Below are 20,622 nucleotides of genomic sequence, written 5' to 3'. Positions count from 1 at the left end.
GCCGATGCTGCGAATCCACTTCACCGCGGACGATCTGGCCCGGACCAGGCTGGCCCCGGGCGCGGACGCCGCCGCGGAGCTGACGATCAGTCTCCAGTTACTCGGCGGCGCCCTGCCGACAGACCGGCTGGCGCCCTGGCGGCGCGGCCTGCGCGGACAGCTCGGCCCGCACGGTCGGGTCCTGCTGGAGCTGCTGGCCCCCGGGGCCGGTCTGCCCGAGTTCCTGCACCTGCCGGGCGGCGGCACCATCGGGTCCAGCCCGACCGACACCGCCGACGTGGACCAGTCGCTGATCGACCGCCACCTGGACCGGCTGGCCGTCCGCCGGGCGCCGACCCCGTTCACCCGGGCCCTGGCCCGAAGGAGCACCGACGCACTGCAGTTGCTCGGCACCGCCGTCTCCGACTACCGGACGCAGGCGGTCGACCCGTACTGGCACCGGATCCGCGCCCAGGTCGACGCCGACCGGGCCCTGCGCGGCCGCGCCCTGACGGACGGCGGCGTGGAGCGGCTGCTGACCACCCTGCACCCGCGGATCCGCTGGCGGGCCCCGGTGCTGGAGGTGGATCTCGGCCCGTCCTGGACGAGCGACGTCCGGCTGACCGGACAGGGCCTGCTGCTCCAACCGGTGCTGCTCTCCGCCGGCGGGCCGGTCTTCGGTATCACCTCCGGCCCCGGCGGGCTCCCCGAACTGCTCTACCCCGCCCGGCCCGAGGAGCCGCTGCTGCCCGACACCGCCCCGGACCTCGACGCCCTCGGCGTCCTGCTCGGCCGCACCCGCGCCGCCGTACTGGAGGCCCTCGCCGACACCGGCGGCTGCTCGACCGGCGAACTCGCCCGGGCCACCGGCACCGCCGCCGCGACCGCCAGCCAGCACGCGGCGGTCCTGCGCGCCGCAGGCCTGGTCCTCACCCGGCGCTCGGGCAGTTCGGTACTGCACACCCTCACCCCGCTCGGGCGGTCACTGCTCCCCGAACACCCGGCCGGCACCGCCGCCGAAGCCCTCCGCCGGGCCCCGAAACCACGCTGAACCACAGGGCCCGCAGCGGCGGGGCGCACCGCTCGACGGCCGCTACCGGCCGGACGAACCGAGCCCTCCCCCGGGTTGACGGGGAAGGGCTCGAAACCGTCGGTGTGTCAGGCCGCGACGACGACCCCGACGGGGGCCACGGGCTCGTCGAGCAGGTCACCGGTCGGGTTGTTGTACGCCGTCAGGTCGAGGGTCTTCTCGCGGGCCGCGACCAGGATCGGCACGACCGACTGTCCGGCAACGTTCGTGGCCGTTCGAACCATGTCGAGGATCGGGTCGATGGCCAGCAGCAGGCCGACGCCTTCCAGGGGCAGGCCCAGGGTGGAGAGGGTGAGGGTGAGCATCACGATCGCGCCGGTGAGGCCGGCCGTGGCGGCGGAGCCGACCACCGAGACGAAGGCGATCAGCAGGTAGTCGCCGATGCCGAGGTCGATGCCGTAGACCTGGGCGACGAAGATCGCGGCCAGCGACGGGTAGATCGCGGCGCAGCCGTCCATCTTGGTGGTCGCGCCGAACGGGACCGCGAAGGAGGCGTACTCGGTGGGCACTCCGAGGCGCTCGGTGACCCGGCGGGTGACCGGCAGGGTGCCGACGGAGGAGCGGGAGACGAAGGCGAGCTGGATCGCGGGCCAGGCGCCCTTGAAGAAGTTCAGCGGGTTGAGGCCGCCGACGAACCTGAGCAGCAGCGAGTAGACCACGAAGAGCACCAGGGCGCAGCCGACGTACACGTCGACGGTCAGCGTCGCGAACGGCTTGAGCAGGTCCCAGCCGTACTTGGCGACGGACTTGCCGATCAGGCCGAGGGTGCCGAGCGGCGCCAGCCGGATGACCCACCACAGGGCGGTCTGCACGAGGTCGAGGACCGACTCGCTGAGCTTGAGGACGGGGGCGGCCTTCTCGCCGATCTTCAGGATGGCCGCGCCGGTGACGACGGCGAGGAAGACGATCTGGAGGACGTTCACCTCGACGAACGCGGTGGCGATGTTGGTCGGGACGATGCCGGTCAGGAAGTCGACCCAGGTGCCGGCGTCCTCGACGCCCTTGACGCCTTCGGTGGACAGGCCGGCACCCTTGCCCGGGTCGGTGAGCAGGCCGAGGGTGAGACCGATGGCGACCGCGATCAGCGAGGTGATCAGGAACCAGAGCAGGGTGCGCACGGCGAGCCGGGCGGCGTTGGTGACGTTGCGCAGGTTGGCGACGCTCACCACGATCGCGGTGAAGACCAGGGGCGGCACGGCCAGTTTGAGCAGCTGGACGAAGGTCTTGCCGATGGTCTCGAGCGTGGTGGTGAGCCAGGAGATGTCCTGGGACCGGGCGAGCCAGCCGAGCAGGCCGCCGAGGACGAGGCCGCCGACGATCTGGACCCAGAACGGGGTCTTTCGGACCTTCGCCAGGAACGAGGGTGCTGTGGACATGGGGATGCGGCTCCGGGGAGGCGGGAGGGCAGGCAGGGGGGTGGGGCGCGACGCGGCGGCACGGCGGGAGGCGGCGGACGGGGGGTCCGGGGCCTTCAGGAGGGGCGTGCCGCCTTGGTACAGCGCCGGGAGCGACAGCGGCGCGGGCCGTCCACAGCACCGGACAGGCGCGGGCAGCACGGCATGAGCGGAGTGCTCGTCCCGTGCTGAAGTGCGGCGCCTGCGGTGGTCATGGCCGGAAGATTAGCAATAAACCTTTGAGATGTTCAAAGTACAGGTTTGAGTTGCGTCAACGAACCATCCAGAACCGGACAGATTGACCCCGGTCGGTTATACGTATAACTTAGCTGGTGACCCCCCGCTGCCGCCGCCTGCCCAGGAGACCGAACACCATGGGCTACCTCGCCCTGCTCCGCGCCCCGCACGTCACCCGACTGCTGCTGGGCACCCTGCTCGGCCGACTGCCCGCCGGCATGACCGCCCTGGTGATCGCCCTGGCCCTGCGCGAGGCCGGCGCCCCCTACAGCAGGATCGGCCTGGCCACCGCCGCGTACGCGATCGCCGCCGCCGTCGGCGGGCCGGTGCTCGGACGGATCGTCGACCGCACCGGACAGCCCCGGGTGCTGATCGTCTCCGCCGTCGTCGCCGGGCTCGGCTACGCCCTGCTCGCGCTCACCCCCGGCTCACCGTCCGCCGCCCTCACCGGCGCCGCCCTCGCCGGACTGGCGATGCCGCCGCTCGAACCCTGCCTGCGCTCACTGTGGCCGGCCGTGGTCGAGGAGGAGCAGCTGGACACCGCCTACGCCTTCGACTCCGCCTCCCAGCAGGTGCTGTACGTGGCCGGGCCGCTGGCCGTGGCCGGGCTGGCCGCCGCCTTCGGACCGTCCACAGCCCTGTGGACGGCCGCCGCGCTCGGCCTGCTCGGCGCGCTGGTGGTCGCCACCACCGCCCCGGCCCGGGCCTGGCAGGCACCGCCCCGGGAGGCTTCCGCCGGGCTGCTCGGCCCGCTGCGCTCACCCGGCCTGGTGCTGCTGCTGGTCGGACTGGCCGGGGCCGGCTGGACGGTCGGCTCGCAGAACGTCCTGTTCATCGCCTACGCGGAGAGCCACCCCGGCAGGCTGCCGGGCGGCGCGGGCAGCCTGCTGGCGCTGGCCGCGCTCGGCGGGCTGGTCGGCGCGCTGGTCTACGGCGCGCTGCCGTGGCGGATCAGCACCGCGACCCGGACCTGGACGATCGCGCTCGGGATGGCCGTCAGCTACCTGCCGTTGCTGCTGCTCCCCGGCCCGCTCGCGATGGCCGGCCTGGCGCTGCTCTCCGGGATCTCCCTGGCCCCGCTGCTGGCCGCCGCCTTCGTCCTGGTCGCCGAGCTGGCCCCGACCGGCACGGTGACCGAGGCCTTCGCCTGGCTGGTCACCCTGTTCGCGACCGGGAACGCGGCCGGCTACGCCGTCTCCGGCCTGCTGGCGACCGACTCGCTGCCGGGTGTCGCACTCTGCGCGGTGGGCGGGATCGCGCTGGGCGGGCTGCTGCTGTTCGGCTGCCGCCGCCGGCTGCGGCCCACGGCTCCCACGGCTCCCGCCGCCACCTCGCCGGACGGGATGCCCGAGCGGATGTCGGAGCGGATGCCGGAGCGGACGCCGGAGCACGCACCGGTCGCCTGACCGGCCGTCAGGACGGTTCGCCGGCCGGGTCGGTCGAGCTGCGGAGCACCAGGGTGGTGGCGAGCGGCGCCACCTCGGGCGCCGGCTCGCCGCGCAGCAGGGCGGCGAGCGCGGTGACCCCGGCCCGGCCGAGCTCCTCGCCGGGGAGGTCGACGGTGGTCAGCGGCGGGGCCAGCAGCTCGGCCACCGGAATGTTGTCGATCCCCACCACCGAGACGTCCGCGGGGATCCGCAGGCCGAGTTCGGCGGCGGCCTGGTAGAGCCCGGAGGCGACCACGTCGTCGTCGCAGACCACGGCCCGCGGCCGGTCCGGGCCGCCGAGCAGCCGGTGCGCGGCCTCGAAGGCGGCCTGCCGGCCCTCGTTCAGGCTGACGCCCAGCTCCACCACCTCGAAGTCCCGGGTGGCGTGCTCGAAGGCGGCCTGCCGGACCCGGAAGGTGTACGCGGAGTGGGTCGAGCGCAGGTGGCCGATCCGCCGGTGGCCGAGCGCGGCGAGGTGTTCGACCGCCTCCCGCATGCCGCCGGCCACGTCGAGCTCGACGGTCGGCCGGCCGCGGTTGACCGCCGGGTCCGCGTCCAGGAAGACCGCGGGGGTGTCCGGCGGGAGGTCGCCGAGCTGGCTGTCGTCCGGGGAGCAGACCAGCAGGCCGTCGAAGCGGCTGGTGGCGGCGGCGTCGGCGAGGGTGGCGCTCCCCCAGCCGCTGCTGACCACGACGGCCAGCCCGTGCTTGCCGGCCTCCTCGTGGACCCCGGTCAGGACCCGGCCGAAGAACGGGCCGAGCAGGTTGGGCACCGCGAGCAGGATCATCCCGCTGCGGCCCAGCCGCAGCTGCCGGCCGGCCGCCTGCGGGCGGTAGCCGAGGCTGCGGGCCGCCTCCCGGATCCGCTCACGGGTCGCCTCGGAGACGCGGTGCCCGGCGTCGGAGCCGGAGAAGACCAGCGAGACGGTCGCCTGGGAGACACCCGCGAGCCGGGCCACGTCACGGCCGGTCGGCCGCTTCGGCGGGGTCGGGGCGGCGGCCGGTCCGGCCTCGGACGGTGGCACCAGGGGTCAGTTCTGCACGGCCGGGGCGGCTGCGGCACGGGCGGCGTCGTCGGCCGCGTCCTCCTGCGCGTTCTGCGCGGCGGTGCGGGCGCGGATCGTCTCGACCTTCTCGGTGATCTGCGCGGACATCGCGTCCCGCTGCTTGCTCAGCAGCACGTAGCTGATCGGCGCGGACACCACGCCGGCGAGCAGCACCAGGAACACCACGCCGGAGTTGCCGGTCACCGGGATCACGCCGAAGTGGCCCAGCAGCAGGGCGATCAGCAGGCAGCCCAGGAAGATACTGACCCGCAGGGAGGTGTAGCGGAGCGTGGCGTGCGTCTTGCTGCTCACGGGAGGAGGTCCTAACTGCAGGGGTACGGCGAGCGGAGCTGGCCCACAGGGCGCGGTTCCCAGTGAAGCATGCCGAACGGCCGTGGCCGCAGACAGGCTCAGTGCAGCCCCAGCCACATCGTGACCTCGTCCCGGTCGTCCCCGTCGGCGACCCGGATCGCCCCCGGCACCCGGCCGACCTCCTTGTACCCGCAGCGGCTGTAGAAGTCCTCCAGGCCCAGCCCCCCGCGCACGGTCAGCTTCAGCCCGGCCAGGCCCCAGTCGCGGGCGATCCGCTCGGCCTCGGCCAGCAGGGCCGCGCCGTACCCGCGCCCCTGCAGGGCAGGGTGGACCATGACCCGGGTGAGCAGCCGCCAGTGCTCCATCAGGTCGAAGCGCATGGAGGTGAAGAACAGCAGCCCGGCCGGCCGGCCGCTCTCCTCCTCGTACGCGACCAGCAGCCGGTCCGGCTGCCCGGGCCCGGTGCCCTCGAACGCGCGCTCGGCGACCGGCTCGACCTGCGCCGGGCCCACCGGCGGCACGAAGCCGACCGCGCCGCCGGCGTTGGTGGCGTCCACCCACAGGGCGGTGACGGCGGCGCGCAGGTCGGGGGTGAGGTCCGGGTCGAGCGTGAAGCGCAGGGTCATGTCCCGGAGACTAACCGGCCGGGTCGGCGACGGGTGTGCCGGCGGGGCGCCGGGCGAGGCCCAGGCAGAGCAGGACCGCGACCGCGCACAGCCCGCCCGCCGCGTACCAGGCCAGGTCGTAGTCGCCGAACCGGTCGCGGGCCAGGCCGGCCAGCGAGGCGACGGCGGCCGCCCCGATCTGGTGGGCGGCCAGCACCCAGCCGAAGACGACCGGAGCGTCCGCGCCGAAGTGGCGGCGGCAGAGCGCGATGGTCGGCGGGACGGTGGCCACCCAGTCCAGGCCGTAGAAGATCACGAAGGCCAGGATCGGCGGCCGTAGCGAGTCGGCGAACAGCTGCGGCAGGAACAGCAGCGAGACTCCGCGCAGCGCGTAGTAGGTGACCAGCAGCGCCCGGGAGTCGAAGCGGTCGGTGAACCAGCCGCTGGCCACGGTGCCGACCACGTCGAAGATGCCGACCAGGGCGAGCAGGCTCGCGCCGGTGGTGACGGGCATGCCGTGGTCGTGCGCGGCCGGGATGAAGTGGGTGCCGACCAGGCCGGCGGTGGTGGCGCCGCAGATCGCGAAGGAGCCGGCCAGCAGCCAGAACGCCCGGGTGCGGGCGGCGTCCCGGAGCACCCGCAGCGACCTGGCCAGGGCGCTGCCGGTCACCGCGGGCGGGGCCGGCTGTCCGGTCGCGCCGAGCGGCAGCAGGCCGAGGTCGGCGGGACGCTCGCGCATCAGCAGCAGGACCGGGACGGCGACGGCGGTGGCCGCCAGCGAGACGACCACCACGGCGGTCCGCCAGCCGTACTCGGTGACCAGTGCGGCCAGCACCGGCATGAAGACCAGGTTGCCCGCCGCGCCTGCGGCGGTGAGCACCCCGGTGACCAGGCCCTGGTGGGCGTGGAACCAGCGGCCGGTGATGGTGGTCGCGAAGGCGCCCGCCATCGAGCCGCTGCCCAGGCCCACCAGGACGCCCCAGCAGAGCACCAGCTGCCAGGGCTCGGTCATCAGGACCGTCAGCCCGGAACCGGTCGCGATCAGCAGCAGCGCGCAGACCGTCACCAGCCGGACGCCGAAGCGGTCCATCAGGGCGGCGGCGAACGGGGCGGTCAGCCCGTACAGGGTCAGGTTGACCGAGACGGCGCTGGAGACGGTGGCGTGCGACCAGCCGAACTCGCTGTTCAGCGCGTCCATCATCAGGCCCGGGGTGGAGCGGAAGCCGGCCGAGCCGATCAGCACGATCAGTGCGACGCCGGCGACCACCCAGGCGTAGTGGAGCCGGGGGGATCTCGCGGGGGCGGGGACGGGGGCGGTCTGCGGTGGGGTGCTCAGGTCGGTCACGGACCGAGTGTCCGGTCGCCGGGCGGTAGGGACGAGAGGTCTGACTGCCACGTTTCGTCAGGATCGGGCCACCGGAGGGGCGGTCACCCGGCGCAGACCCCGGATCGGCGGGGAGAGCAGCAGGGCGGCGACCACCAGCAGGGTGATTGTGCCTCCGGCGGCCAGCAACTCGCGTTCGCCGAAGACCTCGACCGCCGGGCCGACCAGGGCGGCGCCGAGCGGGACCATGCAGACCGAGCCGGCGACCTCGTACGCGTGGATCCGGTTCAGCACCTCGCCGGGCACCTGGGTCTGCACGCTGGTCGCCCACATGACGGCCCAGAACGTCAGGCCCGCCCCGGAGAGCAGCTGGGCCATGACCAGCAGTGGCACCGGGAGGTCCAGCGCCAGCGCGAACTGGTAGGCGGGGAAGGCGGTCAGGGTCAGGGCCCCGCCGGCCAGCGGGCGGGCGGGCTTGATCCGGATCGCCGCCACGCCGCCGAGTACGGTGCCCGCACCGAAGGCGCAGTTGAGCAGGCCGTAGACGGTCGGGCCGTGCTGCGGCACCACCACGCCGGCGGCCAGCGGCAGCAGCGGGCCGACCGACAGGACGCTGAAGAACAGCCAGATCACGATGACGCCCCACATCCAGCTGCGGGACCTGAACTCGTGCCAGCCGACGACCAGGTTGCGCCAGAGGCTGTCGCCCTCGGGCGGGGCGGGCACCCGGCCGAGCCGCAGCGCGAGCAGGCACAGCGCGCTGACCCCGTAGGCGACGGCGGCGATCACCATCACCCAGCCGGTGGCGGCGGCGCCGGCCAGGACGCCCGCGAGGGCGGGGCCGACCAGGGCGGTGACCGCCTCGGAGATCCGCAGCACGCCGTTGGCGCCCTGGACGTCCCGGGCGACCAGCGGGACGGTGGAGGCCGCGCCGGGCTGGAACATCGCGGCGGCGGTGCCGGCCAGCGAGAGGAGTGCGTAGAGCTGCCACAGCTGGTCGACGCCGCGGAAGAACAGCAGGGCGAGCAGGACCCGGGTGGTCAGGTTGAGCAGGTCCGCGGCGATCATGAGCCGGCGCGCGGTGAACCGGTCCGCCAGGACGCCGCCGACCAGGACCAGGCTGACGAACGGGGCCAGCAGGAAGGCCATCGCGTAGCCGACCGTGCCGATCGGCCGACCGGCCGCGAGCAGCCCGGCCGAGACCGCGACCGGGAGCATGGCGTCGGAGAGCAGGCTGGCGCTGCGGGCGGTGAAGTAGAGCCGGAATCCGGTGGACCAGATGGCGGGTCCGGGTCCGGCGGGGACGGGGGCGGGGGTGGCGGCGGCGGGGGCGTCCTGCAGTTCGGGTGCGGTCACAGGAGAAGTTTTGGTGTAGACCACTGCTGAATTCCAGTGGTTGAGGTCACGATGCGGCGGCGTTCCGCGCGCGCCCGCGCCGGCCCGGACGGCAGTCCGCCGTGCGCGCCCCGAGCGCGGCGCGGCAGACCGCCATCCGACCTGGCGCCCGAGCCCTGAAGCCGCGCGCCGGCGCTCCGCACTCGTCGAGGTGGCAGCCCCGGGCGGCAGGCAACGGCTGTCCCCCTGTGCCCGCACCGGCCGGGAGTCGCCTCGACGTCCCCTCGCAACGGAGAGCTGCACCCAAGAGTGATCAGTCGGATACGTCACGTCAATGGGTTGTCCGAAATTCGGAATGGTTGCGGCGCATTTGACACTCGGTGGCGCACGGTGTCGGCCGGGAGCGCGCCGAACGCGCCCCCCGGGGCGGGCGGGACCGGCGTGCCGTCAGCTGCACCCGGTGGGCGAGGCACGGACGGGACGTCAGAGCGCGAGAGCGGCGGCGGCCGGGTCGCCGGGACAGTCGGCGTGGTCCCGGGCGTCCGGGTCGATCTCGCACCAGACCCGCTTGCCCGAGCCGTCCGGATACCAGCCCCACCGGTCGCACAGCAGCTCGACCAGCTCCAGCCCCCGCCCGTTGGTGGCCTCGCCGCCCGCATGCCGCGGAGCCGGGGCGACCAGGCTGGCGTCGGCCACCTCGACCCGGACGGGGACACCCCGGCCCACCCCGTCGACGACCGCTCCGTCGAAGCCTCCGCCGAGACCCCCGCCGAGCCCTCCGCCGACCGCGCGGGGACCGCCCGGAACCGGCATGGACAGCCGCAGCACGGCCGGGCAGCCGGTGTGCACCACCGCGTTGGTGACCAGCTCCGACACCACCAGCACCAGCGTCTCGGCGACCTGCGCGTCCGGGTCCAGTCCGTGGCCCTTCAGCCGGGCCCGTACCCACCGCCGGGCCCGGCCGACCTCGGACGGGTCCGCCTGGACCGCCAGCTGAACCTGAAGTACCTGCACCGCTCCACCACCCGCACTCGGTATCCGGCCCGGTAGTCGGCCGCTCTCCCTGCTGCCCGGACCGGGCGGGCCGGGGTCTTGGTCACGTCGGTTCGGCCGGCCGCGCACCTCGGGAATGCCTGCCGGGCTTCCCATGGCTTCGGCACGAATACGCCTCAGGATGATTCCGCAGGTCCGCCGGAGCAAGCGCTTCAGGCATATTCCAGCGATCGGGGGACAGCTCGGTGCATACTGTCCCGCTCACCCTGGCGAGCGTCGCACCGGCGATCGTCCGCCCGGGCCACGCCTTCCCACGCCCTCCCGCACCCTCCGCACGAGCAGAACGAAGGTACCGCCACGGGGCTCCGGCGTCCCGTCTGCCACGAGCGAACCACCCTTCCCACATATGTCCGGTTCGCATCGAACACCCCCCCTGTGCGGAGGGTCCGGCCGCAGAAGTGTCGGAAACCCGGCATTCTCCTTCTTCGTACGAATCCACCCCGGCTCCCCGCGGAAGGGCTACCGTTGAGTAGGGCCGCCCGGGGACACGGAGGGGGCGAGGGCCATGTCCGACCGCACCCCGAGCTGGGACGAGCAGATCCAGTGGCGGCTGCTGCGCGGCGAGGAGTCCGCGCTCGGCGAGCTCTACGACCGCTTCGCCCCGCTGGTGCACGGCCTGGCCGGGCGGATCCTGGACGACCAGGACGCCGCCGAGCAGCTCACCCGCGAGGTCTTCGCCCGGCTCTGGCAGCACCCGGACGCCTTCGATCCGGCCCGCGGCTCGCTGCGCGCCTGGCTCGGCACCCTGACCCAGCGCCGGGCGGTCGAACGCCTCCGCTCCCAGCGCGGCGACGGCCCGGAGGTCGAGGCCCGGGCCACCGCCGCCCGGGTCCAGTACATGGTCGCCGCCCTGCCGGAGCCGCTGCGCGAGACCATCGCGGTCGGCTGGTACGACGGGCTCGGCTACCCGGAGACGGCCCGCCGGCTCGGCATCACCGAGCAGGCCGCCAAGCACCGGATGCGGCTCGGCCTCCAGCTGATCTCCTCCGCGCTCGCCGAGCAGGCCGGCGCGGACCTCGACGGCTGCCCGGGGCCGGCCCGATGACCGGGACGGAGCCGGGCCGGGTGCCCGACGGGCCGGCGCACGAGGAACTCCGCTCGCTGCTGGGCGCCTGGGCCCTGGACGCCTGCCCGCGGCGGGAGGCCGCCGAGCTGAGCCGCCATCTGGAGCGCTGCCCCGACTGCGCGGCCGAGGCCGGCCGGCTGCGCGAGGCCGCGCACTGGCTGTCCCCCGACGACTCGCTCGACCCGGCCGACGGACTGCGCCGGCAGGTGCTCGACTGGTGCCTGGCGAAGCGGCCGGCCGAGCTCCCGGTGCCGCCGTGGGCCGCGCCGTACGCCGCCGAGACCGCCAAACTGGACGCCCTGCTCCGCGACCTCGGGCCCGGCGAGTGGCAGGAGGTCGCCGAACTGCCCTGGCACGGCGGGACGCAACGCTGGCGGCCGGCCCAGGTGCTCTGCCACCTCGCGGCCGTCGACGGCTACCTCTCCCCCGCGCTCGACCTGCCGGACCCGGTCCCCGGCACGGACCCGGCGCCGCGGGTCCCCGCCCAGGGCGCGCCGGTACACCTCCCGGTAGCGGGCCGTCCCGACGACGTCCTGGCCCGTACCCGCCGGCTGATCGAGGACCAGCGCGGCAACCCGCCCGCCGCGGTGCAGACCCTGTGGCGGCGGCAGAGCCACGCCCTGCTCCGGGCCGCGGGACTCGGTGCCGACGGCGGCACACCGGTCGACTACGGCTTCGCCGTGCCGCCGCTCGCCGACGCCTTCCTGGACCGCGCCTTCGAGTGCTGGATCCACGGCGACGACCTCGCCCGGGCGGTGCACTACCCGTACCCCCCGCCCGCCCCGCAGCACCTGCGGCAACTCGTCGACCTGGCCGCCCGGATGCTGCCGCGGCTGCTGACCGCCCTGCCCGGGACCTCCCCCGGCGCCGGCCGGCTGCTCCGGCTGGTGATCGACGGCCCGGCCGCCGGCGAGTGGCGGATCCCGCTCGACGGAGCCGACGACGGCACCCCGCCGACGGCCGAAATGGTGCTGGACGGCCTGGAGTTCTGCTACCTCGCCGCCGCCCACCGGGATCCGGACCGCCTCCCGGTCGGGCGGCAGGGCGACCGCGCGGCGATCCGGCAGGTGCTGCACGCCGTCCCGCTGCTCTCCCGCCCCTGAGCCCTACTCCGGCAGGCCGGTCTCCAGTGCCAGCAGGTCCGCGACCGACTGCCGGCGGCGGATCAGCCTGGTCCGCCCACCGTCCACCAGCACCTCCGGCAGCAGCGGCCGGGAGTTGTACAGCGAGGACATGCTGGCCCCGTACGCCCCGGTGTCGTGGAACACCACCAGGTCGCCGATCTCGGCGCGCGGCAGCGGCACCGGCTCCACCTCCCCGCCGGCGGCCTGGGTGAACACGTCGCCCGACTCGCACAGCGGCCCGGCCAGCACGGTGTCCCGCAGCGTGTCCCGGCGGACCTCGCCGCCCGGCGCCAGCACCGAGGCCCGGTGGCTGCTGCCGTACATGGCGGGCCGCATCAGGTCGTTGAAGCCCGCGTCGACCAGGACGAAGTGGTTGCTGCCGACCGGCTTCTGCGCCCGTACCTCGGTCGCGAGCAGGCCCGCGCCGGCCACCAGGAAGCGGCCCGGCTCGATCTCCAGGCGCACCGGGTGGCCGAGTTCGGCGGCGATCTCCGCCCGGGCCGAGTCCCAGAGCCCGAAGTAGCGGTCGGTGTCCACCTCGGGCTGCCCGGGCGCGTACGGGACGGACAGGCCGCCGCCGGCGGAGATCGCCCGGATGTCCCGGCTGGCCAGCCGGACCTGCTTGACCATGGTCTCGCAGACCGCCTCCAGGTGGCCGTAGTCCACCCCGGAGCCGATGTGCATGTGGAAGCCGACCAGGTCCAGCCGGTACCGGTCGACCAGGTCGAGGCTCTCCGCCAGGTGCTCGTGCCAGATGCCGTGCTTGCTCTGTTCGCCGCCGGTGTTGGTCTTGCGGCTGTGGCCGTGGCCGAACCCGGGGTTGATCCGGATCCACACCGGGTGGCCCGGGGCCACCCGGCCGAGCTGCTCCAGCATCTGCGGCGAACCGACGTTGACCGGGATGCCCAGCTCCACCACGCGGCGCAGGGTCGGGCGGTCCAGCAGGTCGGCGGTGAAGACGATCGGGTCGTCCGGGTCACCCGGCCGGTAGCCGGCCGCCAGCGCCCGCTCGACCTCGCCGATCGAGACCGAGTCCACCAGCACGCCCTGCTCCCGCATCAGCCGCAGGATGTGGATGTTGGAGCAGGCCTTCTGGGCGAAGCGGATCACGTCGAACCGCCGCAGCCGTTCGGCCTGTGCCCGGATCACGTCGGCCTCGTAGAGCCAGACGGGAGTGCCGAACTCCTCGGCGACTTGGGCGATCCGGGGGCCGTCGACGACGCCGGGGAATTCCTCGGCGCCGGGGGCGGGGGAAGTCGTCATGGTCAGTCCTTCGCGCGGATTCGTCAGCTGGACCGAGCGCACCGCCGGTATCGAATTCGACGGGCTGCTGAATTCCGGCTCGACGGACAAGGACCGGCCGCGCGCTGCGGAGCCACCGGTTTCCCCCGTTCGGCGGCGGCCACGTTACCGCCGCGGACGGCCGGGAAAGAAACCGGAGTTGACGCCCCGGAGGGTATCCGGAAGGGGATTCTGCGGCGGGCCCGGCATTCCGGCGGAGTACTTCCGGAATACCGGTCGGCCACCGCACGAACCGCGCCCCGCACACCGCGGAGAAAACAAATCCTCCGGATCAGCCGAAGACCACGGTACGGGCACCGTTGAGCAGCACCCGGTGCTCGCTGTGCCACTTGACCGCGCGGGCCAGTGCCTGGCACTCGACGTCACGGCCGAGCGCCACCAGCTGGTCCGGCGTCACGTCGTGGGTCACCCGGGCCACCTCCTGCTCGATGATCGGGCCCTCGTCCAGGTCGGCCGTGACGTAGTGCGCGGTCGCGCCGATCAGTTTCACGCCCCGGGCGTGCGCCTGGTGGTACGGCTTGGCGCCCTTGAAGCTCGGCAGGAAGGAGTGGTGAATGTTGATCACCCGGCCGGAGAGCTCCTTGCACAGCCGGTCGGAGAGCACCTGCATGTAGCGGGCCAGCACCACCAGGTCGACGTGCTGGTCGGCGACCAGGTCGAGCAGCCGCTGCTCGGCCTCGGCCTTGGTGTCCTTGGTGACCGGCAGGTGGTGGAACGGGATGCCGTACGACTCGGTGAGCTCGCGGAAGTCGGTGTGGTTGGACACCACCGCGGCGATCTCCACCGGCAGCGCGCCGATCCGGGTCCGGAACAGCAGGTCGTTCAGGCAGTGGCCGAACTTGGACACCATCAGCACCACCCGCATCCGCTCGGTGCTGTCGTGGATCTGCCAGTCCATCCGGAACGAGGCGCCGATCGCCGCGAAGCTCGCCCGCAGCTTGTCCGCGGTCACCGGCTGCTCGGCGGAGAAGTGCACCCGCATGAAGAAGAGCCCGCTGTCGCCGTCACCGAACTGCTGGCTGTCGATGATGTTGCAGCCGGTCATGAAGAGGTAGCTGGACACCGCGTGGACGATCCCCTGCTTGTCCGGGCAGGACAGCGTGAGGACGTACTGGGCGGGGGCGGACTGCTCTTCCACGGTTGCGATTCCCCTGGGTCTACGGAAGGCGAGGCTTCGGTCGGTTCGGGCGCGGCTGGCCGGCGAATGGTCAAGCCTGTCACAGATCGCCCACCACCGGCCGCCACCGCCCGCACCGCGAGACCCGGCCGGGCCCGGCTCCGGGCACCGCCCAGGGCCTGCCCGAGCACCCCTAGGCGGCCCTGGTGAGGATGCGCAGCACCTCCAGGCTGCGCGGCGGGACGTCCGGGTCCTCGCCGTCACCGGCCGCCAGGTACGCGTGCGCCTCGCGGGCCGCGGCGACCGCGTCCGGCCAGCCGGGGTGGCCGAGGTACGCGGCGGCGGGCGCGTCCGCGCCGACCTCGTGCAGGATCCGCAGCACCCGCAGCACCGCGGCGTCCACCAGGCCGGCCTCGGTGGGGTCGCGCAGGATCGTGCCGAGGTACTTCTCGGCCGGCCAGCGGTCCAGCCAGGTGTCCTCGACGAGCCGGTAGACCGCGTCGGTCACGTCACCGTAGCCCGGGCGGCCGGCCAGCCAGGCGTCCTGTTGGAAGGCGGGGTCGGACAGCATGTGCAGCGCCGACCGCAGCCGGGCTCGCCAGCGCCACCAGGGCAGGTCGTTCAGGGGCATGCCGCCCATCGTGCTCGACCGGTGCCCCGTTCGAGAAGAGGGTCGGGCGGACCGATACCGAGAATCCATGCTGTCGGACATAAGAATCGATCGTACGTTCCCCCTCTTTCGTGATCTACACGCGTCACCCCCCGCTGTTCCGTTCCCGTTGACCTGCCGTTCGTTTTCCGGTCCTCCCCCCGTGCCCGCACAGGTCAAGGCTGGTCCGGGCCGGACGGGCGCGCAGCGCTCGGCGGCAGCACCCCGGGAGGGCACAGCATCATGACGCGGACCGGATCAGCCGACCGCCCACGACCTACCGACGACCGGCCCCCGGCCACCGCCACGGACTGTCCCGGACGCCGCCGGACAGCCGGCGCACTGGCCGCGGCCGCCGCACTGCTCCCCGTCCTGCTCACCGTCTCGGCCTGCGGAGGCCCGGCCGACGCCGCCGCGGCGGGCCGCTCCGAGCTGACCGTGATGACCTGGGCGCCGTCCGGCACCGGTTCCACCGACCGGCCGGGCATGACCGCGCTCGCCGAGGCGATCGGCCGCGAGATCAACGCCAAGGGCGGCCTGGACGGCCGCAGGCTGCGGGTGCTCACCTGCAACGAGCAGAACACCGCCGACGGCGTCGCGGCCTGCGCCCAGCAGGCGATCGACGCCCACGTGGCCGCGGTGATCGGCTCGTACAGCCAGTACGGCACCGACTTCATGCCCGCACTGGAGCGGGCCGGCATCCCCTACCTGGGCGGCTACGGGATCTCCTCGCCCGAGTTCAGCAGCCCGCTGTCGTACCCGGTGGCCGGCGGCAGTCCCGCCCTGATCGCCGGCAGCGGACGGCAGCTGGTCGAGGCCGGCTGCAAGACCGTGGCACTGATCCGCCCGGACACCCGGGCCGGCGACACCCTGGTCAACTACCTGAACGGCGCTCTGAAGCCGGCCGGCGTCAAGCTGACCGACGTGCCCGCGCCGGAGAAGTCCAACAACTACAGCGACTACGCCCGCCGGGCCATCGGCGACGACCGGGCCGGCAACTGCGTGATCAGCGCACTCGGCTCCGAGCCGACCTCCAACCTGCTCGACCCGTACCGGCGCCTGGCTCCCAAGCACACCCAGCTGGCCTCGGTGATCGGCAGTTTCCAGCAGTCGGTGGTCGACTCCACCGGCGGCGACGCCGGCCCGCTGCGCGGCGCCTTCGCGACCGGCTGGTACCCGGCCGAGTCCTCGAAGGTGTGGGACGCACTGCGCTACACCGCCCGCAGCTACGGCACCGGGGACGCGATGATCGACGTCGCCGACCCCGGGGTGCAGACCACCTGGGTCGCCTACGAGGTCTTCCGGCAGGCCGCCGGGCGAGCCGACCACGGCAAGCCGCTGAGCTCCCGGACGCTGCGGGCCGTGCTCGACAGCGGCGAGCCGATCGAGACCGGCGGCGCCACCCCGCCGCTCAGCTGGGGCCTGACCAACATGCTCCCGAGCGCCGACTCGCCGCGGCTGGTGAACACCTCGGTGACCTTCCAGCAGGTCCAGGGCGGCCGGCTGGTCGAGCAGCGGACCGGCTTCGTCGACGTCCGCTGGGTGCTGGCGGGAGGCAAGCCCCCGGCGTGAAAGGGCAGGCCCCCGGCGTGAGAGCGGGGGCGGCCGGGGGAGAGAGACCGAAGGGGCGGTGCGGGCCGGGACGGCCGCACCGCCCCTTCGGACGACCGGTCGGTCAGAGCTCGCTCTTCTCCTTGTTCGGCAGGCCGGTCTGGGCCGCGATGGCGTTCCACAGCTCGGAGGCCTGGGTCTTGGCGGTGGTCGCCGTGCCGCTGGCCGTGTTGCCGCTCTTGGCGTGCTGGTTCTCGGCCTGCTTGGCCGGGTCGCAGGCGGCGATCGAGTCGGCGGCCCAGGCCGCGTACTCCTTGTCCGCCGTGGACGAGGCCACCCAGGCCTTCTGCAGCTGCTCGACCAGCTGCGGGCCACCGGTCAGCTTGTCCACCTTGAGGCCGCCCAGCTCGGCGACCAGCTGGTCGCGCTGGGTGGCCGCCGCGGTCAGCGCGGCCTGGGCGTCCGGCAGCTTGTCGCACTTCTGCACCGACGAGACCGCGCCGATCACCGCCTGGCGGCTGGAGCTGGCCTTCCCGAGCAGCTCGGACATCGCCTTGGCCTGGGCCTGCGTCTCCGGGCTCACCCCGCCCGCGCCGGCGGTGGCGGGTGCGCTGCCGGACGGCTTGGCGACCGGCGGCTGGGTGCCCTTCTCCTCGTCCCCACCGCTCATCAGCACGGCGACCAGGATGCCGGCGGCCACACAGCCCGCCACCACACCACCGATGATCAGCTTCTGCGAGGGCCGCCGGCCCGGGCCGCGACCGGGGTCGGCCGCCGGGTACCCCGGCTGCTGCGGGACGCCGAACTGCTGCCCGCCGAAGGTCTGGGCGCCCTGGTCGTGCCCGCCGAAGGTCTGCTGCCCGCCGTAGCCGGGCTGGCCGCCGTAGCCGCTCTGGGCACCGTACGCCGGCGGCTGCTGGGGCTGCGCCGCGGGCGCGGGGTAGGACTGCGGCGACGCCGGGTAGCCCGGCTGACCGCCCATCTGCTGCTGCGGCAGCCCGTTGCCGATGCTGGGCTCGCTGCGCGGGTACGGCGGCAGGAACTGCGTCTCGGGCGCCGGATCGGCCTGCGGGGCCGCTGCGGGCCCGGGCTGCTGCGGGGCGCCCCAGTACTCGGGGCCGCCCCCCGGGGCCTGCTGCTGGGGCGGCGCGGCCTGCTGCTGGCCCTGCTGCGGGGGCTGGCCGGCCTGCGGATCGCCCTGCGGTCCGGCCGGCTCCGGCCGGAACAGGTCGTCCATGTTGAAGTCGTTCGAGTTGGAGTACGAGCGGCGCTGGCTCACGCGGGTTCCTCACCTGTGCACGGCCCTGGGTCGGCCCGGGCCTCTCGGTTCCTCCGCGCACTCGCTGACGGCGGACCACAACTGCTGAGCCACGCTACCGGTTCACTGCCGATGATGACTACGTGGGCAGGCGTTCTCACCCCTGCCCACGGCCCGCAGGGCAGGTCAGGCCGCCTCTCCCTCCGTCCTGGCGTGGAACTCGCGGACCGCCCGGTGCGCCCGGTACGGCTCCAGCCGGCTGCGGAAGTCGTCCAGGTACTCCACCCCCCGGTTCGACCGCAGCCCGCTCAGCAGCCGGACCGCCTCCGCCCCGGTCTGGCAGGCGCGCTCCAGATCGCGCTGCTGGAGCTGGGCGGTGGCCAGCAGCACCAGGTCGACGGCGCGCCGGCGGACCCGGTGCGCGGGGTGCAGTTCGAGCGCCGTGCGGGCGTAGTGCTCCGCCTTCTCGCCCTGCTGGAGGTCCCGGTGACAGTGCGCCAACTCGTCGGCGAGGTAGGCCTCGTCGAAGTGGGCGATCCAGTCCGGGTCGTCCTCGGGGTTGCGACGCTCCATGGCGGCCAGGGCCTTGGCCGCCACCGCCTCGCAGGCCGCGGTGTCGCCGAGCAGGGCGTGCCCGCGCGCCTCGGCGGCGTAGAACATCGCCATCGCGGTGGGGGTGGCCACCGAGCGGGCGCCCTCCTGCGCGGCGCGGGCGAGTTGGGCGATCTCCCGCGGGTTGCCGAGAGTGGCCGCGAGGTGACTCATCGAGGCGGCCAGCACATAGCCGCCGTATCCGCGGTCGTCGGCGGCCTGGGCGAGCCGGAGCGCCTGGATGTAGTACCGCTGCGCCAGGCCGGGCTGGGCGGTGTCCACGGCCATGTACCCGGCCAGCTCGGTGAGCCGCGCGACGGCCCCGAAGAGCTGGCGCCCGGTCTCCTCGCGGTAGGCGCCGCCGAGGAACCCGGAGACCACGCTGTTGAGGTAGTGCACCACCACGGGGCGCACGTGCCCGCTGCCGAACCGGTGGTCCAGGTCCACCAGCATCTGCGTGGTGGCCCTGATCGCCGCCACGTCGGCCAGGCCGACCCGGGTGCCGCCGGTGCGGGCCACCACCGGGTCGGGCGGGGTGATCAGCCAGTCCCGGCTGGGCTCGACCAGGGCGGAGGCCGCCACCGCGGCCCCGGCCAGGAAGTCCCGGCGGCCGACGTCGCTGCGCCACAGCTCGCACACCTGCTCCAGCGCGGCCGGCAGGTTGGCGGCGAACTGCAGGCCCACGGCGGAGCTGAGGTTCTTTCCGTCGGCCATCCCGATCTCCTCGACCGTGACGCCGCGGCCGAGTTTGCGGCCGAGCGCCTCGGCGATCACCGCCGGTGCCTGGCCGCGCGGCTGCTGACCGCGCAGCCACCGGGCGACCGAGGTCTTGTCGTACCTCAGATCAAGTCCGTGCTCGGCGCCGCACAGGTTCACCCGGCGGGCGAGGCCCGCGTTGGAGCAGCCCGCTTCCTGGATGAGCTGCTGCAGACGCTCGTTGGGCTCTCGTGCGACGAGTGCTCTCGCGGCCATTGGGCTTCGCCTCCCCTACGCCACCCCGGCCGTGGACCGACGGGCGTACGACTCTGGTGCTAGCTTGCCGATGCGCCGACCGGCAGCGGCATGGGCCCCTGCCGGGGTACGGCGACACCAGCGCAATACCCACGGTGACGGGTCCACTCCCCTTGCGCCCTGCTGAATGCCCCAGTGCGCCCCTCCTGCGCCCGTTACGAGTACCGGCCGAGGCGGCCTGAAATCGTCCACCTCACCGATACGGGTGACATCTCCGGCTCCGCGCTGACCCAGCCTCCGCGCGCCCGTAACCCCACTCACCGACGGTAGTTGAGCAGCACGTGGAAGACACCCCAGGAGCCCCTGAGCAGGGCCTGCCCCCGCTCCTCATCGAAGCCGTCAGTTACGCGGAGGACCGCCACTGGGAGGTCGTCCCGGGCACATGGCTGATCGACGGCGACGGCCCGGCCCACTGCTCGTGCGGCGAACGGTGCGAGCTGCCCGGTGCCCACCCGGTCGGGGAGGACTGGCGCCGCCGGGCCAGCGCCGGCCCCGGTGTGGTGCGCCGCTGGTGGACCGAGAACCCGAACGCGTCGATCCTGCTGCCCACCGGGCGCTCCTTCGACGTCCTGGACGTCCCGGAGGTGGCCGGCTGCCTGGCGCTGGCCCGGATGGAGCGGATGGGTCTCCAGCTCGGCCCGGTGGTGGCCGTGCCGGCCTCGGCGGGGCAGGTCGGGCGGCGACTGCACTTCCTGGTGCTGCCCGGGGTGCAGGCCAAGCTCCCGGAGATGCTGCGCACGCTCGGCTGGGGTTCGGGGCGGCTCGACCTGTCCGCCCGCGGCGAGGGCGACTGGATCGTCGCACCGCCGTCCCGGGTCGGACCGTACAGCTTCGCCCAGTGGGCCCGGCCGCCGTCCGCGCTCAACCGCTGGCTGCCGGACGCCGCCGAACTGATCAACCCGCTGGCCTACGCCTGCGGCCGGGAGGCCCCCGCCGCCGCCCGCTCCGCGCGGCACCAGCCCGCGGCGGTGCGCTGACCGCCCGCCGCCCCGGACGGCCGCCCTGCGCCCCATCGGGTGAGGGCGTGCTCCGCGCGACACCCCGCGCGCATCTGACGGGCCTTGTCTCCCACCGGAGGCGGGGTCCGTCAGACGCATGTCGGGATAAGAGACCGGTGTACCCGGTGATCGTCCGAAGAAGCCCCTCGTACGA

18 protein-coding genes are annotated in these 20,622 nt (G+C 74.0%); 6 read left to right on the top strand and 12 right to left on the bottom strand.

The features are described 5' to 3' along the window. The first annotated feature begins 4 nt into the window (after positions 1-4). Complete coding sequence (locus OG871_RS21945) at positions 5-1,030, top strand: ArsR family transcriptional regulator (protein WP_371498674.1); 1,026 nt, start codon at positions 5-7, stop codon at positions 1,028-1,030. Between the two features lie 107 nt (positions 1,031-1,137). Here the strand turns inward: OG871_RS21945 and OG871_RS21940 are convergent, their stop codons facing one another. Then, positions 1,138-2,445 carry a dicarboxylate/amino acid:cation symporter gene (locus OG871_RS21940; protein ID WP_371498673.1) on the bottom strand — a complete coding sequence of 436 codons (1,308 nt, stop codon included), beginning with the start codon at positions 2,443-2,445 and terminating at the stop codon, positions 1,138-1,140. Between the two features lie 350 nt (positions 2,446-2,795). On the opposite strand from OG871_RS21940, the gene OG871_RS21935 reads away from it, so the two are divergent. After that, positions 2,796-4,106 (top strand): MFS transporter, encoded by a 1,311-nt coding sequence (locus tag OG871_RS21935; RefSeq protein ID WP_371498672.1) that lies wholly within the window; start codon positions 2,796-2,798, stop codon positions 4,104-4,106. A 7-nt stretch (positions 4,107-4,113) separates the two neighbouring features. On the opposite strand, the gene OG871_RS21930 is transcribed toward OG871_RS21935, so the two are convergent. The 6 genes from OG871_RS21930 to OG871_RS21905 all read right to left on the bottom strand — a co-directional run bounded on the left by OG871_RS21930 (position 4,114) and on the right by OG871_RS21905 (position 9,762). Beyond that, positions 4,114-5,151, bottom strand: a complete 1,038-nt coding sequence (locus OG871_RS21930) for a LacI family DNA-binding transcriptional regulator (RefSeq protein WP_371498671.1) — start codon at positions 5,149-5,151, stop codon at positions 4,114-4,116. A 6-nt stretch (positions 5,152-5,157) separates the two neighbouring features. Next, the gene (locus OG871_RS21925) at positions 5,158-5,484 is read right to left on the bottom strand and encodes a DUF4229 domain-containing protein (RefSeq protein ID WP_371498670.1); all 327 of its coding nucleotides are present in this window, start codon (positions 5,482-5,484) and stop codon (positions 5,158-5,160) included. Between the two features lie 98 nt (positions 5,485-5,582). Beyond that, positions 5,583-6,110 (bottom strand): N-acetyltransferase family protein, encoded by a 528-nt coding sequence (locus tag OG871_RS21920; RefSeq protein ID WP_371498669.1) that lies wholly within the window; start codon positions 6,108-6,110, stop codon positions 5,583-5,585. A 10-nt stretch (positions 6,111-6,120) separates the two neighbouring features. Beyond that, positions 6,121-7,425, bottom strand: a complete 1,305-nt coding sequence (locus tag OG871_RS21915) for an MFS transporter (RefSeq protein WP_371503384.1) — start codon at positions 7,423-7,425, stop codon at positions 6,121-6,123. Positions 7,426-7,491: 66 nt separating this feature from the next. Next, positions 7,492-8,769, bottom strand: coding sequence for an MFS transporter (locus OG871_RS21910; RefSeq protein WP_371498668.1), 1,278 nt, complete (start codon positions 8,767-8,769; stop codon positions 7,492-7,494). Positions 8,770-9,231: 462 nt separating this feature from the next. Then, on the bottom strand, positions 9,232-9,762 hold the full coding sequence (locus tag OG871_RS21905; protein WP_371498667.1) for an ATP-binding protein: 531 nt from the start codon (positions 9,760-9,762) through the stop codon (positions 9,232-9,234). A gap of 544 nt (positions 9,763-10,306) precedes the next feature. On the opposite strand from OG871_RS21905, the gene OG871_RS21900 reads away from it, so the two are divergent. Both OG871_RS21900 and OG871_RS21895 read left to right on the top strand, forming a co-directional pair. Then, a complete protein-coding gene (locus OG871_RS21900) occupies positions 10,307-10,846 on the top strand; it encodes a sigma-70 family RNA polymerase sigma factor (protein WP_371498666.1) in 540 nt (179 codons plus the stop codon). Then, positions 10,843-11,970, top strand: coding sequence for a zf-HC2 domain-containing protein (locus OG871_RS21895; RefSeq protein ID WP_371498665.1), 1,128 nt, complete (start codon positions 10,843-10,845; stop codon positions 11,968-11,970). The genes OG871_RS21900 and OG871_RS21895 overlap by 4 nt, the downstream gene beginning before the upstream one ends. A gap of 3 nt (positions 11,971-11,973) precedes the next feature. Here the strand turns inward: OG871_RS21895 and lysA are convergent, their stop codons facing one another. From lysA to OG871_RS21880, 3 genes are all read right to left on the bottom strand, one after another. Beyond that, the gene (lysA, locus tag OG871_RS21890) at positions 11,974-13,254 is read right to left on the bottom strand and encodes a diaminopimelate decarboxylase (protein ID WP_371498664.1); all 1,281 of its coding nucleotides are present in this window, start codon (positions 13,252-13,254) and stop codon (positions 11,974-11,976) included. Positions 13,255-13,564: 310 nt separating this feature from the next. Further along, positions 13,565-14,431 (bottom strand): formyltetrahydrofolate deformylase, encoded by an 867-nt coding sequence (purU, locus tag OG871_RS21885; protein WP_371498663.1) that lies wholly within the window; start codon positions 14,429-14,431, stop codon positions 13,565-13,567. Positions 14,432-14,603: 172 nt separating this feature from the next. Continuing rightward, positions 14,604-15,110: a hypothetical protein gene (locus tag OG871_RS21880; RefSeq protein WP_371503383.1), complete on the bottom strand. Its 507-nt coding sequence runs from the start codon at positions 15,108-15,110 to the stop codon at positions 14,604-14,606. Between the two features lie 192 nt (positions 15,111-15,302). Here OG871_RS21880 and OG871_RS21875 point away from each other — a divergent pair, with 192 nt between their 5' ends. Then, complete coding sequence (locus OG871_RS21875; protein ID WP_371498662.1) at positions 15,303-16,631, top strand: ABC transporter substrate-binding protein; 1,329 nt, start codon at positions 15,303-15,305, stop codon at positions 16,629-16,631. Positions 16,632-16,734: 103 nt separating this feature from the next. Here OG871_RS21875 and OG871_RS21870 read toward each other — a convergent pair whose 3' ends face one another. Both OG871_RS21870 and OG871_RS21865 read right to left on the bottom strand, forming a co-directional pair. Further along, complete coding sequence (locus OG871_RS21870) at positions 16,735-17,889, bottom strand: hypothetical protein (protein ID WP_371498661.1); 1,155 nt, start codon at positions 17,887-17,889, stop codon at positions 16,735-16,737. A gap of 165 nt (positions 17,890-18,054) precedes the next feature. After that, complete coding sequence (locus tag OG871_RS21865; protein WP_371498660.1) at positions 18,055-19,431, bottom strand: transcriptional regulator; 1,377 nt, start codon at positions 19,429-19,431, stop codon at positions 18,055-18,057. A 320-nt stretch (positions 19,432-19,751) separates the two neighbouring features. On the opposite strand from OG871_RS21865, the gene OG871_RS21860 reads away from it, so the two are divergent. Next, a complete protein-coding gene (locus OG871_RS21860; protein ID WP_371498659.1) occupies positions 19,752-20,447 on the top strand; it encodes a bifunctional DNA primase/polymerase in 696 nt (231 codons plus the stop codon). The last annotated feature ends 175 nt before the right edge of the window (positions 20,448-20,622 follow it).

The organism is Kitasatospora sp. NBC_00374, assembly GCF_041434935.1.
Classification (GTDB): domain Bacteria; phylum Actinomycetota; class Actinomycetes; order Streptomycetales; family Streptomycetaceae; genus Kitasatospora.
The sequence above is the reverse complement of the archived record's forward strand: the minus strand, read 5'-3'. Positions and strand labels throughout refer to the sequence as shown.